This window comes from Streptomyces sp. NPDC042002, from assembly GCF_055588305.1.
In genome coordinates, this window is record NZ_JBVJCT010000001.1 from 360,682 (window position 1) to 374,953 (window position 14,272).

16 protein-coding genes are annotated in these 14,272 nt (G+C 71.0%); 13 read left to right on the forward strand and 3 right to left on the reverse strand.

Annotation, left to right across the window (positions count from 1 at the left end; all coding sequences use genetic code 11):
* The first annotated feature begins 131 nt into the window (after window positions 1-131).
* The 4 genes from ACZ6KY_RS01525 to ACZ6KY_RS01540 all read left to right on the forward strand — a co-directional run bounded on the left by ACZ6KY_RS01525 (window position 132) and on the right by ACZ6KY_RS01540 (window position 2,519).
* Entirely contained in the window at window positions 132-305 is a 174-nt protein-coding gene (locus ACZ6KY_RS01525) for a hypothetical protein (protein WP_469308267.1), read from the forward strand.
* 175 nt (window positions 306-480) lie between these two features.
* Complete coding sequence (locus ACZ6KY_RS01530) at window positions 481-1,419, forward strand: PAC2 family protein (RefSeq protein ID WP_469308268.1); 939 nt, start codon at window positions 481-483, stop codon at window positions 1,417-1,419.
* 60 nt (window positions 1,420-1,479) lie between these two features.
* A complete protein-coding gene (coaE, locus tag ACZ6KY_RS01535; RefSeq protein WP_469308269.1) occupies window positions 1,480-2,088 on the forward strand; it encodes a dephospho-CoA kinase in 609 nt (202 codons plus the stop codon).
* 50 nt (window positions 2,089-2,138) lie between these two features.
* The gene (locus tag ACZ6KY_RS01540; protein ID WP_261703443.1) at window positions 2,139-2,519 is read left to right on the forward strand and encodes a tetratricopeptide repeat protein; all 381 of its coding nucleotides are present in this window, start codon (window positions 2,139-2,141) and stop codon (window positions 2,517-2,519) included.
* Window positions 2,520-2,669: 150 nt separating this feature from the next.
* Here ACZ6KY_RS01540 and ACZ6KY_RS01545 read toward each other — a convergent pair whose 3' ends face one another.
* Window positions 2,670-2,981, reverse strand: a complete 312-nt coding sequence (locus ACZ6KY_RS01545) for a DUF6343 family protein (RefSeq protein ID WP_469308270.1) — start codon at window positions 2,979-2,981, stop codon at window positions 2,670-2,672.
* A 93-nt stretch (window positions 2,982-3,074) separates the two neighbouring features.
* Here ACZ6KY_RS01545 and ACZ6KY_RS01550 point away from each other — a divergent pair, with 93 nt between their 5' ends.
* The 3 genes from ACZ6KY_RS01550 (at window position 3,075) to ACZ6KY_RS01560 (ending at window position 5,645) form a co-directional block, all read left to right on the forward strand.
* Complete coding sequence (locus ACZ6KY_RS01550; protein ID WP_469308271.1) at window positions 3,075-4,061, forward strand: acyltransferase domain-containing protein; 987 nt, start codon at window positions 3,075-3,077, stop codon at window positions 4,059-4,061.
* A gap of 138 nt (window positions 4,062-4,199) precedes the next feature.
* Complete coding sequence (locus ACZ6KY_RS01555) at window positions 4,200-4,889, forward strand: class I SAM-dependent methyltransferase (protein ID WP_469308272.1); 690 nt, start codon at window positions 4,200-4,202, stop codon at window positions 4,887-4,889.
* Between the two features lie 303 nt (window positions 4,890-5,192).
* Window positions 5,193-5,645 (forward strand): DoxX family protein, encoded by a 453-nt coding sequence (locus ACZ6KY_RS01560; protein WP_469308273.1) that lies wholly within the window; start codon window positions 5,193-5,195, stop codon window positions 5,643-5,645.
* A gap of 81 nt (window positions 5,646-5,726) precedes the next feature.
* On the opposite strand, the gene ACZ6KY_RS01565 is transcribed toward ACZ6KY_RS01560, so the two are convergent.
* A complete protein-coding gene (locus ACZ6KY_RS01565) occupies window positions 5,727-6,392 on the reverse strand; it encodes an RNA-binding S4 domain-containing protein (RefSeq protein WP_469308274.1) in 666 nt (221 codons plus the stop codon).
* A gap of 142 nt (window positions 6,393-6,534) precedes the next feature.
* On the opposite strand from ACZ6KY_RS01565, the gene ACZ6KY_RS01570 reads away from it, so the two are divergent.
* From ACZ6KY_RS01570 to ACZ6KY_RS01580, 3 genes are all read left to right on the forward strand, one after another.
* Window positions 6,535-6,798 (forward strand): hypothetical protein, encoded by a 264-nt coding sequence (locus ACZ6KY_RS01570; RefSeq protein ID WP_469308275.1) that lies wholly within the window; start codon window positions 6,535-6,537, stop codon window positions 6,796-6,798.
* On the forward strand, window positions 6,795-8,327 hold the full coding sequence (locus ACZ6KY_RS01575) for a YfcC family protein (protein WP_469308276.1): 1,533 nt from the start codon (window positions 6,795-6,797) through the stop codon (window positions 8,325-8,327). Before ACZ6KY_RS01570 ends, ACZ6KY_RS01575 begins: the two co-directional genes overlap by 4 nt.
* A 237-nt stretch (window positions 8,328-8,564) precedes the next feature.
* The gene (locus tag ACZ6KY_RS01580) at window positions 8,565-9,350 is read left to right on the forward strand and encodes a uracil-DNA glycosylase (protein WP_469308495.1); all 786 of its coding nucleotides are present in this window, start codon (window positions 8,565-8,567) and stop codon (window positions 9,348-9,350) included.
* Between the two features lie 57 nt (window positions 9,351-9,407).
* Here ACZ6KY_RS01580 and ACZ6KY_RS01585 read toward each other — a convergent pair whose 3' ends face one another.
* Window positions 9,408-9,845, reverse strand: coding sequence for a RidA family protein (locus ACZ6KY_RS01585; RefSeq protein WP_469308277.1), 438 nt, complete (start codon window positions 9,843-9,845; stop codon window positions 9,408-9,410).
* A 293-nt stretch (window positions 9,846-10,138) separates the two neighbouring features.
* On the opposite strand from ACZ6KY_RS01585, the gene ACZ6KY_RS01590 reads away from it, so the two are divergent.
* The 3 genes from ACZ6KY_RS01590 to ACZ6KY_RS01600 all read left to right on the forward strand — a co-directional run bounded on the left by ACZ6KY_RS01590 (window position 10,139) and on the right by ACZ6KY_RS01600 (window position 14,244).
* Entirely contained in the window at window positions 10,139-10,876 is a 738-nt protein-coding gene (locus ACZ6KY_RS01590) for a DUF7873 family protein (protein WP_469308278.1), read from the forward strand.
* A gap of 612 nt (window positions 10,877-11,488) precedes the next feature.
* Window positions 11,489-13,390, forward strand: coding sequence for an FUSC family protein (locus ACZ6KY_RS01595; RefSeq protein ID WP_469308279.1), 1,902 nt, complete (start codon window positions 11,489-11,491; stop codon window positions 13,388-13,390).
* A gap of 167 nt (window positions 13,391-13,557) precedes the next feature.
* A complete protein-coding gene (locus ACZ6KY_RS01600) occupies window positions 13,558-14,244 on the forward strand; it encodes a DUF899 domain-containing protein (protein WP_469308280.1) in 687 nt (228 codons plus the stop codon).
* Window positions 14,245-14,272 lie beyond the last annotated feature (28 nt).

Consider the following 14,272-nt stretch of genomic DNA (forward strand, 5'->3'; position numbering starts at 1 on the left):
CGCCCCCCCCCCCCCCCCCACACACCACCCCCCCCCCCCCCCCCCCCACCACCCCCCCCCACCCCCCCCCCCCCCCCCCCCCCCCCCCCCCCCACTTCTGTGCAGGCCCTTTTCCGGAAGTGCTCCCCGTCGTGCGTGCCCTTGCCGTACCGACGCGCACGCCTCGTCGGGGGCGCCCGCTGCCCACCGGGCGGGTCTGCTTCGCGGGCGACCGGCTCCGCTACGCCGACGCCTGGCAGCACGGCGTCTTCACCTCCGCACGCAACATCGTCAGCGCGCTCCACGCGCGCGTGCCGTCCTCGTAACACACCTGTGCTGTGCTATGGCGGCCCGCCGACGGTGCCCTCACCGCCCGGAACTCCCGCCGGCCGCTCGTGGAGGCTGAGAAACCGGTACGAGACCGTGGTGCGGAACACGGGACGGGAATGTCCGTGCTCCGTGCCACGTTGTGCAGTACGAACACGAGGAGGAGCGGTCACAGTGCTTGATCCGCAGGGTTTGTACGCATGGGAGCCGAAGGGCCTGGCCGTGGTCGACATGGCACTCGCCCAGGAGTCGGCCGGTCTTGTCATGCTCTACCACTTCGACGGATACATCGACGCGGGTGAGACCGGCGACCAGATCGTCGACCGGGTGCTCGACTCACTGCCCCACCAGGTCGTGGCCCGCTTCGATCACGACCGGCTCGTGGACTACCGCGCACGCCGTCCGCTGCTGACGTTCAAGCGTGACCGCTGGACCGAGTACGAGGAGCCGACCCTCGAGGTACGGCTCGTTCAGGACGCCACCGGCGCGCCCTTCCTGCTGCTGTCGGGGCCCGAGCCGGACACCGAGTGGGAGCGTTTCGCCGCCGCTGTTCAGCAGATCGTGGAACGGCTCGCCATCCGCCTCTGCGTGAACTTCCACGGCATCCCCATGGGCGTTCCGCACACCCGCCCCGTGGGCCTCACCCCGCACGGCAACCGCACCGATCTGGTGCCCGGCCACCGCAGCCCCTTCGACGAGGCGCAGGTCCCCGGAAGCGCCGAGTCGCTCGTCGAGTACCGCCTCATGGAGGCCGGCCACGACGTCCTCGGCGTCGCCGCGCACGTGCCCCACTACATCGCGCGCTCCCCGTACCCGGACGCGGCGCTGACCGTCCTGGAGTCCATCACGGCCGCGACCGGCCTGGTCCTTCCCGGCATAGCGCACGCCCTGCGGACCGAGGCGCACCGCACCCAGACCGAGATCGACCGGCAGATCCAGGAAGGCGACGAGGAACTCGTCGCACTCGTCCAGGGACTTGAGCACCAGTACGACGCGTCCGCGGGCGCCGAGACCCGCGGCAACATGCTCGCGGAACCGGTCGACATCCCCTCGGCGGACGAGATCGGCCAGGAGTTCGAGCGATTCCTCGCGGAGCGCGAAGGCGACGGCTGACGCCTCCTCCCGGGCTCCCGGGCGGAGGGACTGTCAGTGGCAGGCCCTAAGCTGCGAGGCATGCTGAAGGTGGGCCTGACCGGTGGTATCGGCGCCGGCAAGAGCGAAGTGTCACGGCTCCTCGTCGAGCACGGCGCGGTGCTGATCGACGCGGACCGGATCGCGCGGGAGGTCGTCGCGCCCGGAACTCCCGGGCTGGCGGCGGTCGTCGAGGCCTTCGGCGAGGACGTCCTCACTCCGGACGGCAGCCTGGACCGGCCTAAGCTCGGCTCGATCGTCTTCGCCGATCCGCAGAAGCTCGCCGTCCTGAACTCGATCGTGCACCCGCTGGTCGGCACCCGCTCGCGCGCGCTGGAGGACGAAGCCCCGGAGGACGCCGTCGTCGTCCACGACGTGCCCCTGCTCGCGGAGAACGGCCTGGCGACGCTGTACGACCTCGTGATCGTCGTCGACGCCCGCCCCGAGACCCAGCTCGACCGCCTCGTGCGCCTGCGCGGCATGACCGAGGAGGACGCCCGCGCCCGCATGGCCGCACAGGCCCCGCGCGACAAGCGCCTGGTGATCGCGGACATCGTCATCGACAACGACGTACCGCTGGAGCAACTGGAGCGGCGCGTACGGGACGTATGGGCCGATCTCGTGCGCAGAGCCCGGCAGCCCCAGGAATAGCGCCCCTCAGGAGGGGCGTTGAATCCTTGCAGCGAGGGAAGGACTCTGCCGTGCCCGAGACCAGCGGATCGACCGGACGTACTCCGGAGACGCACGTCATCGACTTCCGCGCCGCCGAGCAACTGCTCGCGGCGCGCGACCCGCGCGGCGCGGTGAAGCTGCTCGACCCTGTCGTCGCCGCTCACCCGGAGAACACCGCGGCCCGGCTCCTGCGCGCGCGTGCCTTCTTCGCCGCCGCGCAACTGCGCCCCGCCGAGCTCGAGTTCACGATCGTCCTGGAGCGCGAGCCGGACAACGCGTTCGCCCATTTCGCGCTCGCCAGGACCTACGAGCGCCAGCGACGCCCCGAGCAGGCGAAGCGGCACTTCAGACTGGCGGCCGCACTCGACCCGAAGCCGCAGTACCTGGAAGCGGCCCGGTTCGACTCGTAGCGGGTCGGCGCGAGGCACCCGTAGCGCGAGCCGGCGGTGCGGTCGTGCGCGGCCCGCTCCGCGGGCGCGCTACACCTGGCCGCCGGCACCCGGCGGGCGTCGACGGCTCCCTACGCACCCGTCGCAAGACGGGGGGAGCGCCCGGCCACTTCAGGGGTGCGACGGCCTCGACGGACGGCGGCGCTCCGGCGGCCGGCGCGCGGGCCGGTCGTCCACGGGCTCGTACGGCGGGACGTCACGGCCAGGCTGATAGTGCGGGCCCTGCCTGATGTGCCGCAAGATCATGGCCATGTCGACGGTGACGATCACCCACAGCAGACCGCACGCGGCCGCCCATCCCGGCCGCCCCACCAGGGTGAACGCGACCGTCCCGAAGATGGCCCAGATCAGGCCCCAGACGCTCAGCCACAGGCGCATCCGCAGAGCACTGCGCGCTGTCATCGGTTCACTGCCCGTACGCATCAGGATCACTACTCCTACGAGGAAACGTACTCTTCGTGGTGCACGTTCACCAAAGGAGAGCGGTCCGGACGACGGCCGCCGGGGGAGGCAACGGTGCTGCTGAAGGAGCTGCGGGCGGACGCGAGGCTCGCCGAGTGGCTGCGAGACCTGGAGAGCGAGAGCTCTGCCCTGCGGGAAGCGTCACTCCCGGACGCAGACGCGCTGCCCGACATCCTGCTCGACCTGTCCGTGCCCCATGAGCACATCAACGAACTCGTCGCGCTGCGCGACCGGTTGGCCGCCGACCCGGAGGCCATGACCCTCCTCGCACGCTGCGTCACCCGCTTCGTCCGGGACATGGGAGAGATAGGCAAGGGCTGGGAACCGCCCGCGTTCCCCGCGACGACGGGACCTCTCGGGCGCTGTTTCCATCTGTACGTCTTCATAGCGGCGCTTCCGTACGTCCGTGCCCACCACCTTGAGCGCGGTGTCCCGGACGACGTCTCCCGGCGCACGCTCGCCGACCTCGGCCGCCATGTGTCCGTGCACCACAGAAGGGCGGGCGGCCCCGGACTGCTGTTCCCCTGGTGGATCGCCCTGCACTTCCACGGCGAGCTGTTCCAGCTCGGCCGGCTCCAGTTCCAGCGGGCGCCGCTGGGGCGCCGCACGGCCGCTGCCGTCGCGGCGGCGGGCCTGGACCTGGACCCCGGCGACCCCTGCCTGAGCCTGCACATCACCGATTTCCGCGGCCCTCTCTCCCCGGCCGCCTGCGACCGTTCTCTCGCCCTGGCCCGTGAGTTCTTCGCCCGCCACTACCCCGACGAGCGCCACGAGATCGCCGTCTGCAACTCCTGGCTGCTCGACCCGCAGCTCAAGCGGTATCTGCCGGCCGACTCCAACATCATTCGCTTCCAGGACCGCTTCCACCTCACATGCGAGGAGCCGACCCCGGACGACACGGTGCCCATCGGTTTCGTCTTCGGCGATCCCGAGCTTCCGCTCGGCGAACTCCCGCGGCGCAACAGCGTCGAGCGCGCGGTGGTGGACCACCTGCGCGGGGGCGGGCATTGGTACGGGGGGCGGGGCTGGTTCGTGTTGTAGTCCTGTCCTTCCGTAGACCCGGACCGGGTTCGGCAGACCGGTCTCGGGTCCGGATCGGACTGGTGTCCCTCGAACATGTCACCCGAACGAGTGGCGGAGAGAGGGAACAGGCCCGCGGAAGCCGTCCGTTGGACGGGTATGAGGATCGAGAAGCGTCAGGGATACGAGGGCACAGGGCCCGGTGCCATCACACCGGACGGGTGCGCGGTCGAGCTCTACACCCGCCTGCCCGTCGGAACCGAACCGGACATCATCACCGCCGCTGTGCCCGCCGCCGCGCACATCCTGGAACTGGGCAGCGGGGTCGGGCGGATGACCCACCCGCTCCTGGAGCTCGGGTTCGCGGTCACGGCGGTGGACGAGTCCGCCGAAATGCTGGAGCACGTCCATGGGGCGCGCAGGATACGCAGTGCCATCGAGGACCTCGACCTCGGCGAGACGTTCGACGTCGTGCTGCTGGCGTCGTTTCTCGTACACGCCGGCGATGTCCGGGTGCGGCGGGCGCTCCTGGACACCTGCGTCCGCCATGTCGCGGACGACGGCTGCGTGTTGATCCAGCGCGAGGGCGAGGACTGGCACACCGACGTGCCCCGCGAGCGCACCGACCCGTCCGGATTCGTCATACGCATCCTGTCCGCCGAGCCCGTCGGGGACGGGGTCAACTCGGTGCACGCGGAGTACACGTTTCCGGACGCCACGTGGACCCAGACGTTTCTGTCCCGCCCTCTGACGAAGAACGATTTCGAGGAGGCCCTGGCGGAGGCGGGACTCAAGGTGGACCGGTACCTGACGGACGACGGGGTGTGGGTGAGGGCCGTGAAGGGATGAGCGGGAGGATCAGCGCCGGGGGAGCGGATCAGCATCGGAGGTGCGGGACTGCGCCGGGGGCGGGGCGGTACGGCGCACGACCGGGGCATGCCCAGGCGCGCCTGGGCACATCCGGGGTATGCCCGTCCCCGCCGGTGCCTGGGCACGCTTGGGGACGAGGACGAGAGTGAGAACGGGGCGGGGCTGGGGGAGGGGGCAGGGGGCACCGAGAGGAACAAACCCCCCTCTGCGCCGATGAGTTCCCGGCAGTTCCCAGGTCTGTCTCCGTGAAAGCAGCAGCCCCGCTTCCCGCAGGAGACCACCGTGTCCGAGACCACCCTCCCCCTCGCCACCACCACTCAGGCCGCCGTAACCCCCCGTTCCCGCGTCGCGCGCGTTTCCCTGACCGCCCTGCAGATCGTGCTGGGCCTCTTCTACACGTTCGCGAGCGCTCTTCCCAAGCTGATCGCCCACCCCTCGGCGACGGAGTCCTTCGACAAGCTGGGCTGGGGGCACACGGGCATGTACATCATCGGCGCGCTCGAACTCGCCGGAGGCCTCGCCCTGCTGATCCCGCTGCTGGACTCGGTGGCCGCGTCGGCGCTCAGCGCACTGATGGTCGGCGCGTTCATCGTCAACGTCACCGTCATCCACGGCCCGTACGTGGTGACCCCGTTGATCCTGCTGCTGCCGCTCGCCCTGATCGCCTGGGCCAGGCGCGGTCACACAACCGAACTGCTCCGCCTGGTACGCCGGCGGGTGGGACGCCGAGTGTGACGACAGAGCGAAGACGAAGGGCTCTCCCGGGTTCGGGGGAGCCGTCGACGCCGTACGACGGCACGTCGCCTTTCCGGGCGTTCAGGAGGTCGAGGGGCCGGAGGAACCCGGCGAACCCGGCGAGCGGGGGCCGGCCCACGGGGGACCGGTCCAGCGGGGACCGGCCGAGCGGCGGGAAGAGCCCGAGGACCCGGTCGATCCGGTCGTGCCGGTGGAGGGGCCGGAGGACGACCTGATGGGGCCGGACGAGCCCGCCTGCATCCCTCGCAGGCGTTCCGTCTCGCGGCGGTCCCGCTTGGTCGGGCGCCCCGTGCCCCGGTCCCGGATGCCCGCCGGAGCCACGGCCTCGCGCGGCGGAGGCGGCGGGCTGTTGTCGACGTAGCACTCGACGGCGACGGGCGCACCGACCCGCTTGCGGATCACGCGCTTCACGACGACGACCCGTTCCCGGCCCTCGTGCCGTAGGCGTACCTCGTCGCCCACGCGTACCGAGTACGCGGGCTTGACGCGCTCGCCGTTGACCCGGACATGGCCACCCTTGCAGGCCGTGGCACCCATCGAGCGTGTCTTGACGAGACGGACGGACCAGATCCAGGCGTCGACCCGCACGCTCTCGCCGCCGGCAGGTCCGGCAGCGGCCCCGGACGACGCCCCGGAAGTAGCCGTGGCGGCCTCCGCGTCGTCCGAGCCGCGCGCGCCGCCCGCACCCGCGTCCTTCATCTCCCCGTCAGCACCCTGAGAAGCCATGCCTCGACTCTAGTGCCCGTGGTCCGGTGCACCACATGCCTTTTCCGTCGCACGGACCACCCCGGATGCGGCCTCCCCCGAGTGCGCCGAGGCTGTCGGGTGAAGCCGTCCGGGGAACAGCAGAGGGGACCGAGGTACCGAGGTGGAGACTGCAGCGAAGGTCGACGCGTCGATGGACGGCCTCCGCGCCGACCTGGGGCGGCTTGCTGGAATCCCCTCCGTCGCGTTCCCCGGTTTCCCGGCCGAACCGGTGCGGGAGGCCCACGATCTCCTCGTAGGGGTGCTGCGGGACGCCGGAGTGGAACGAGTCGAGCGTATCGACCTCCCCGGCACCGCCCCTGTGATCATCGGGGAGACCCCGCCACCGAGCCCGGACGCGCCGACCGTCCTCCGCCACGTCCGATGAGCGCTCCGACCGGCACCGAGGCGCCTGACACCGAAGAGCCGCCGCACGGGCGCACGTTCACGTTTCCCAGTGCGCTGACCGTCCTCGCGATCGTCACGATCGCCGTGTGGGCGCTGGCGTTCCTGATCCCGGCAGGGCAGTACGACCGCACGCCCGAGGGAAGGCCGATCCAGGGCACCTACCACCGCGTCGACTCCGGCCAGAGCTTCGTCGACCGCCTCAACGACCTCTTCCTCTCGCCCGTCAACGGCCTCTACGGAATCCTGGACGAGAAGACCGCGCGGGTCGGCCCGGAATTCGCCGGTGAGCTGTACGGCAGCGCGGGCGTGTTCCTCTTCGTGCTCGCCATCGGAGCGTTCATCACGGTGGTGTTCGCGACGGGCGCGCTCGACCGGGGCATCGGCCTCCTCGCCCATCGGCTGCGGGCGCGCGGGGCGCTGCTCATCGCGGGCATCATGCTGGTCTTCTCGGTGCTCGGAACCGTGGAGGGCTTCGCCGAGGAGACACTGGGGTTCTACGGGCTGATCGTGCCGTTGATGCTGGCGCTCGGCTACGACCGGATGGTGGCCGTCGGCACGATCATTCTCGGCGCCGGCATCGGGGTGCTCTGCTCGACGGTGAACCCGTTCGCGACGGGCGTGGCCTCGTCCGCCGCGGGCATCTCGCTCGGTGACGGGATCGCGCTGCGGTTCGTGATGTGGGTCGTGCTGACGGCGGTCACGATCGCGTACGTCACCCGGTACGCGCGCCGGGTGCAGAAGAACCCGGAACGATCGATCACCGGCTTCCTGCCGGGGGACCGCGAGCACGCCCAGGACGCGGCCGGTGAGGTTCCCGAGCTGACCGGTCTGCACAAGGCGGTCCTCGTCACCACGACCCTGGTCTTCGGCTTCATGATCTTCTCGGTCGTGCCGTGGTCCAGCGCGCTCACGGGCGAGGCGGACGCGCGACCGTACGGGTTCGAACTCGGCTGGTCCTTCCCCGAGCTGGCGGCGCTGTTCCTGTGCGCGGCGGTGCTGGTCGGGGTGGTGGCGCGGATGGGCGAGCAGAAGCTGAGCGCGACGATCATCCAGGGCGCCGCGGATTTCATGTCACCCGCGCTGGTGATCGTGCTGGCCCGCGGAGTCACCGTGATCATGAACAACTCGAAGATCACCGACACGGTTCTGCACTCCATCGAGGGCATCGTGGAGGGCACCTCCTCCAGCCTCTTCGCGATCATCGTCTTCATCGTGAACCTGCCACTGGCCTTCCTCATCCCCTCCACCTCGGGCCACGCGACCCTCGCGATGCCGATCCTCGCCCCGCTCGCCGACTTCGCGGGCGTCTCCCGTGCCGTGGTCGTCACCGCCTGGCAGTCCGCCAGCGGCTGGATGAACCTCTGGGTCCCCACCACAGCCGTCACCATCGGCGGAGTCGCCCTCGCCAAGGTCGGCTACGACAAGTACCTGCGCTTCATCTGGCCGCTCCTCGCCATCCTCTTCCTGCTGATCTGCGGGTTCCTGGCGGCCGGGGCGGAGATGACTTAGCCTCCGGCGGGCGGCGGGGAACCGGCGCGGGCGCGGGCGGACTGGCCGTACGGTGGTGGCGTGCGCAGCAGCGGCCCGAATGAAGTGGGACCGGCGGCCTCCGCGGGTCCGGAAGTCTCTGCCGGTCGGGAAGTCTCTACAGGCCCGGCAGCCTCCGCCAGTCAGGTGGAAGGTCCGGCCGGCACTGCTGGTCCCAATGGCTCCGCCAGCCCCGCTGGCCCCGCCGATCTCGCCCGGCTGGACGCGCGGATCGCCGACTGCCGGGCCTGTCCGCGGCTTGTCGCGTGGCGCGAAGAGGTGGCCGCCACCAAGCGCGCCGCCTTCGCCGATCAGAGGTACTGGGGGCGTCCGGTGCCCGGGTTCGGGCCGGCCGACGCCTCCCTTCTCATTGTCGGGCTGGCGCCCGCCGCGCATGGCGGCAACCGGACCGGGCGGATGTTCACGGGGGACCGGTCGGGCGACGTGCTGTACGCGGCGCTGCACGACGTCGGCCTCGCCTCGCAGGGGACCTCGGTGAGCGCGGACGACGGACTGGAACTGTACGGCGTACGTGTCACCTCTCCCGTGCGCTGCGCGCCGCCCGCCAACAAGCCGACGCCCGGAGAACGGGACACCTGCCGACCGTGGCTCGTCGAGGAGTTGGGCCTGTTGCGGCCCACGCTGCGGGCGGTGGTCGTCCTCGGAGCCTTCGGCTGGCAGGCTGCCCTGCCGGCCTTCGCCGAGGCGGGGTGGACGGTGCCTCGGCCGCGCCCGGCGTTCACACACGGGGCCCGGCTGACGCTCGTACGGCGCCCGGAGCCGCAGAGCACCGATACCGATACCGACGCCGTTTCCGTTTCCGATCCCGTGTCTGCGTCCGAGACCGAGCCCACTTCAGCCTCCGCCTCCGCTTCGGTCGAACTCTTCGGGTGCTTCCACGTCAGCCAGCGGAACACCTTCACCGGGCGGCTCACACCCGCGATGCTGCGCCAAGTCCTCAGCGCGGCAGCGGAGTCGGCAGGGCTGACTCCGCTGCCGGGTTAGCCGCACGCGATGAGCCTGAATCCGGAGATCAACCGAGCACGGGCGTGCACGCGGACGTCAGGCGCAGTCGGGCTCGATCTCGGCCGCCGGTTCGGGCTCGGGGACGACGGCGGTCGCCGTGATTTCAACGAGTTGTCCGGTGTACCCGAGGCAGGCCACCCCGAGCAGGGTCGAGGAGTGCGGGCCGATGCTCAGCCCGGAGGCCTCGACGACATCCCAGACCGCGGACAGCACCGCGGGCTCACCGCTGACGACGTACACATCGGTCGACACGACATGGGCCATGTCGCTTCCCACAGACCGCAGTTGCTCGTCGAGGTTGGCCAGCACCTGCGCGGCCTGCCGTACGGGATCGCCCGCGCCGACCAGTTTCCCGTCGGCGTCGAGCGGCACGGACCCGGCGAGGAACGCCAGCTTCGTCCCTGCCTCGACGACGGACGCGTGCGCGTAGACGGGCGGCGCGAAGAGGCTGGGAACGGTGATGCGCTGGACCATGGGGGCTCCCTGTGGGTGGGGCTGCGGGTAGGGCTGCTTGAGGTGACGGACAACCTGCCGATGATGCGGGTCCGACGACAGCGCCCGCATCCGAATTACCACCTATGCCGCGCAGGGCGTGCCTGACGGACGAGAAGGTGGACGAGAAGGTACTTCTGCCCGCAGTCGGAGTCCGAACCGTTTCCTCTGCCGGTCCGCGGGGGCTGCCGGGCCCGCCGGGTCGGGGGTGCCGGCCCCGTCCGGTGCGAATAATCCTTCGAGTCATCCCGGCCGACGCTGCTACGGTCACCGACGTGGCGAAACTCAATCAGATCATCGCAGTGGAGAAGGGCATCAAGTCCAAGTCCCATCAGGACCTGACGGCTGCTCATCATGGCCTGCAGAAACCGGCGTTGCTCGCCGGTATCTCGCGGACGTATCAGCCGAAGGACGAGGAGGGCGAGCAACTGCCGCCCGAGTCGACCCGGGTTCAGGTGCAGGCCGAGGACGTGCTGCGGGACACCGCGGCGACCCTGACGCGGCTGTTCGACGTGACCGCCACCAAGGACTGGGCCAACTGCGCGGCCAGGGCCGACGTGAAGGTCGACGGGCGGGTGCTCGTCGCCGAGGTGCCCGTGTCCTATCTGCTCTTCCTCGAGAAGCAGCTCACCGATCTCAACACCTTCGTAAGGAAGTTGCCCGTCCTCGACGCCTCCGAGTCCTGGGTGCGGGATCCGTCCACCGACGCCTGGAAGACCGAGCCGGTGCGGACCCTTCGTACGAAGAAGGTCCCCCGGAACCACGTCAAGGCCGAGGCCACCGAGAAGCACCCGGCCCAGGTCGAGGTGTACTACGAGGACATCCCCGTCGGCTACTGGACCACCGTCAAGTTCTCCGGCGCCCTGCCCGCGCGGCGGGTGAACGAACTCCTCGACCGCGTCGAGAAGTTGCAGCAGGCGGTCAAGTTCGCCCGCGAGGAGGCCAACGGCGTGGATGTCGTCGACCAGCGCGTCGGGGACGCTGTTTTCGGCTACCTGTTCGCACAGGGGTAGCCTCTGAACTCCCCGGCCACAACGCATCACGGCCGGGGTGCGCGAGGAGCGCAAGCTGAACCTGAAGCTTGTCGTGAATGCGCGGTTCCAGTGGAGGTTCGAGTCCTCCCCGCGGCACCAGACGGCACTCCGGCCAACGGAGTGTCCACGCGCCGCGGTAGCCCAACTCGGCAGAGGCAGACCGTGATCAATCTCAGACTATTGCTCCAGACTCAGTATTCGCCGCCGATCGCCGGATCGACCGGGCCCAGGCCCCAGTACGCCGAAATGCTGGTTCAAGTCCAGCCCGCGCAGCTCGATGCGTGGTGGTCCAAAGGCAGGACGCGGCGACATAACGACTGACCTGGGTCCTCAAGCGTGCCGGCGTGCGACATGGCGGCATCTCAGGGTCCGGGGGCCGGCTACGCCCTCGGACCCGCTCCTCCTCGGACCCGCACCTCCTTCCGAAGTGTCACGTCCGTCTCCCGAAGTGTCACGTCCCCCTCCCGTGAAGTGTCACGTCGCGGAAATCCCCGCGTTCGTTTTCCGCGGTCAACGCGCACTACCCTGGTAACGACACGAGCCCGGCCGACGTCGCCCGAAGGCACCCCGCCCTCGCCCGACAGGAGCCCCGTGCGCCTCACCCGCCTCGCCGTACCACCCTGGCTCGCCCATGCCCTGCGCGCGCAGCGCGGACCGGTTCCCTGGAACGCGGTCCTGCGGGGTGCGCTCGCCGCCGGACCGCTGCTGCTCGTGGCCGTACTGAGTGGCCGTACCTCACTCGGAGTGATCGCCGCCCTCGGCGCCATGCTGACGGGGATCAACGACCGGCCGGGCAGCCGGCGGGTCGCCGTCGAGCGGCTCGGGGTGCCCGCCCTCGCCGGGGCCGCCGGTCTGCTCATCGGGTCGTACGCCGGACAGCACACCGGCGCGGTGACGCTCACCTTCCTCCTCACCGGGCTCGGACTGCTCGCCGGAGCCGTCAGCGCGGTCGGACCCGTGGCCTCCGGGGCCGGCACCCAACTGCTGGTCGCCTCGGCGATCGGTGCCGGGATGCCGTTGCCCGAACCGGGGTGGATGCGTGCGCTCCTCTTCATCGGCGGGGCCGGCTGGCTGCTCGCGCTGCGGCTCGCACTGCCGACGACCGCGGTGAAGACCGGGGACTACCGCTTCGACGGGGAGCGGGACGCCGTCGGCGGTGTCTACGACGCCATCGCCCACCTGCTGCTCGCCGCGGGCGGAGTCGACGCGACCCGGCGGCGCGTCGCGCTGACCGCGGCCCTCGACCACGCGCAGGACGCGCTCGACGGGCCACGGCTGCGGCGATACGCCAGTTCTACGGCCGAGCGGCGACTGCACGCGCAGTACGCCGCCGCCCTGCCGCTCGCCGAGGCCGCGACCGCGCTCGCCTGGGCGGGCGAGGCCGTGCCCGCACGGGCCGCGGAGGGCCCCCGGCGGCTCGCCGTCGCCGTCCGCACCGGCGCCCCCACCGGTCCGCTCCCGGCGCCCGCCGTCCCCGGCGCCCGGTCCGGCCCGCTCGGGAGCGGCACACCCGTCGTACCCGCGCTGCGCGCCCTCCACGACGCCCTGCTGTACGCCGCCGAATCGTTCGACCGGGGCTCCGGGAACGCCCTGCACCCCCGGCGGCGTACCGCTGTCTCACTCGTACGCACCGCTCTCGGTTCCGCGGGGCGCGAGTACGGCATCCGGGTCGCCCTCTGCTTCGGCGCGAGCGTCGCGGTGGCACAGGCCCTGCACCACGCCCGCTGGTACGGCAACCACCCGCACTGGTACTGGCTCCCCGCGACCGCCGTCTTCCTCGTCAAGCCCGATCTCGGACCGCTCGCCTCACGCGTGCTGTGCCGGGCGGCGGGAACCGTCCTCGGCGCGGTCGCCTTCGCGGGGCTCGCGCTCCTGCTGCCGCGGCCGGAGGGATTCGTCGCCCTGGTCGCGGTCAGCGGCGCCCTCATCCCCGTCGCCACCCGGCACTTCGCCGCGCAGACCGCCGTCGTCACCGTCCTGGTCCTCGCCCTCGTGATGGTCGGCGGCGAGCCGCAGGCCTCCTGGAACCGGATCGTGGAGACGCTGCTGGCCTGCGCGATCGTGCTGCTGGTCGGGCATCTGCCGACGCTCGGACAGCGCGGCGGAACCGTACGGGCCAGGCTCAGCCGGGCCACCGAGGCAGCGGACGTCTATCTCGCCCATGTACTGAGCGACGGCACGGCCCGCGACCGTACGGGCCGCTGGGTCCTGCGCCGGGAGGCCTATCGCGCGCTCGCCGAGGCCCGTGCCGCGATCGACCTCGCCGCCGCCGAACTCCCCGCCCTGGCACGGCATTCCGAGGGCACGGACGAGGTCGCGGCCACCCTGGAACGGCTCGTCGACACGACCACGGCGTGCGCCGTGCAGCTCGACGACACCGGTCGGCTCACGCCTCGGCACACCGACCGGATCGCCGAACTGCTCCGCGAACTGGCCGAGCGACGCGAGCGGGCGGGGCTGCCGGCGGCGCCCGTGCGGCCCGTCGTGGTCTGACGTTCACGGGGGCCTACTCGCACGGTCGTTCGGAACGCGGAGCGCACGGGCTCGTTCGGCACGCGCCGAATGCTCCCGGTCACCGAAGAATCTTGGCGCTGTTCCGATGAGTTCCGTTTCTCCCGGGCGTCCACCACAGAGTAGGCACCGTTCCGTAGGAGGAGCACATGACGCTTCCGCAGATCGTCTCGCGTGAGGAGTGGCAGGCCGCGCGCGAGGAACTGCTGGTCAAGGAGAAGGCCGCCACCCGCGCGCGTGACGCTCTCAACGCGGCGCGGCGCGGACTGCCGATGGTCGAGACCGACAAGGAGTACGTCTTCGAGAGCGGTGACGGGAAGGCGACGCTGCCGGACCTCTTCCGGGGCCGGGACCAACTCGTCGTCTACCACTTCATGTTCGCTCCCGAGTGGGACGCGGGCTGCCGCAGCTGCTCGGCGTTCCTCGACCAGATCGGGCACCTCGCCCACCTGCGGGCCCGTGGAACCGAGTTCGCCGCGGTGTCCCGGGCGCCGTACACGAAGATCCTGCCCTTCAAGGCCCGGATGGGCTGGACGGTGCCCTGGTACTCGTCGTACGACAGCGAATTCAACTACGACTTCCAGGTGTCGTTCGGTGGACAGGAACCCTACGAGCGGCCCGGCGTGAGCTGCTTCCTGCGTGACCGCGAACGTGTCTTCCATACGTACTCCACGTACGAACGCGGTCTTGACGGCCTCGGATCCACGGCCACTCTCCTCGATCTCACCGCGCTGGGACGGCAGGAGGAGTGGGAGAAGCCCAAGGGCCGCGCCTCCGTCCTGGGGGCGCCCGCGGGCAGCGAGCGCGTCCGGTACCACGACGAGTACGAGGTCTGACGCGACGCGGTGCCCGTCGCGGGACGGG

Excerpts from the sequence above, each read along its gene's own strand:
- coaE (WP_469308269.1), top strand. The coding sequence starts at position 1,480 with ATGCTGAAGGTGGGCCTGACCGGTGGTATCGGCGCCGGCAAGAGCGAA.
- ACZ6KY_RS01565 (WP_469308274.1), bottom strand. The coding sequence starts at position 6,392 with ATGGCTTCTCAGGGTGCTGACGGGGAGATGAAGGACGCGGGTGCGGGC.
- ACZ6KY_RS01575 (WP_469308276.1), top strand. The coding sequence starts at position 6,795 with ATGAGCGCTCCGACCGGCACCGAGGCGCCTGACACCGAAGAGCCGCCG.
- ACZ6KY_RS01600 (WP_469308280.1), top strand. The coding sequence starts at position 13,558 with ATGACGCTTCCGCAGATCGTCTCGCGTGAGGAGTGGCAGGCCGCGCGC.
- ACZ6KY_RS01555 (WP_469308272.1), top strand. The coding sequence starts at position 4,200 with ATGAGGATCGAGAAGCGTCAGGGATACGAGGGCACAGGGCCCGGTGCC.
- ACZ6KY_RS01545 (WP_469308270.1), bottom strand. The coding sequence starts at position 2,981 with ATGCGTACGGGCAGTGAACCGATGACAGCGCGCAGTGCTCTGCGGATG.
- ACZ6KY_RS01585 (WP_469308277.1), bottom strand. The coding sequence starts at position 9,845 with ATGGTCCAGCGCATCACCGTTCCCAGCCTCTTCGCGCCGCCCGTCTAC.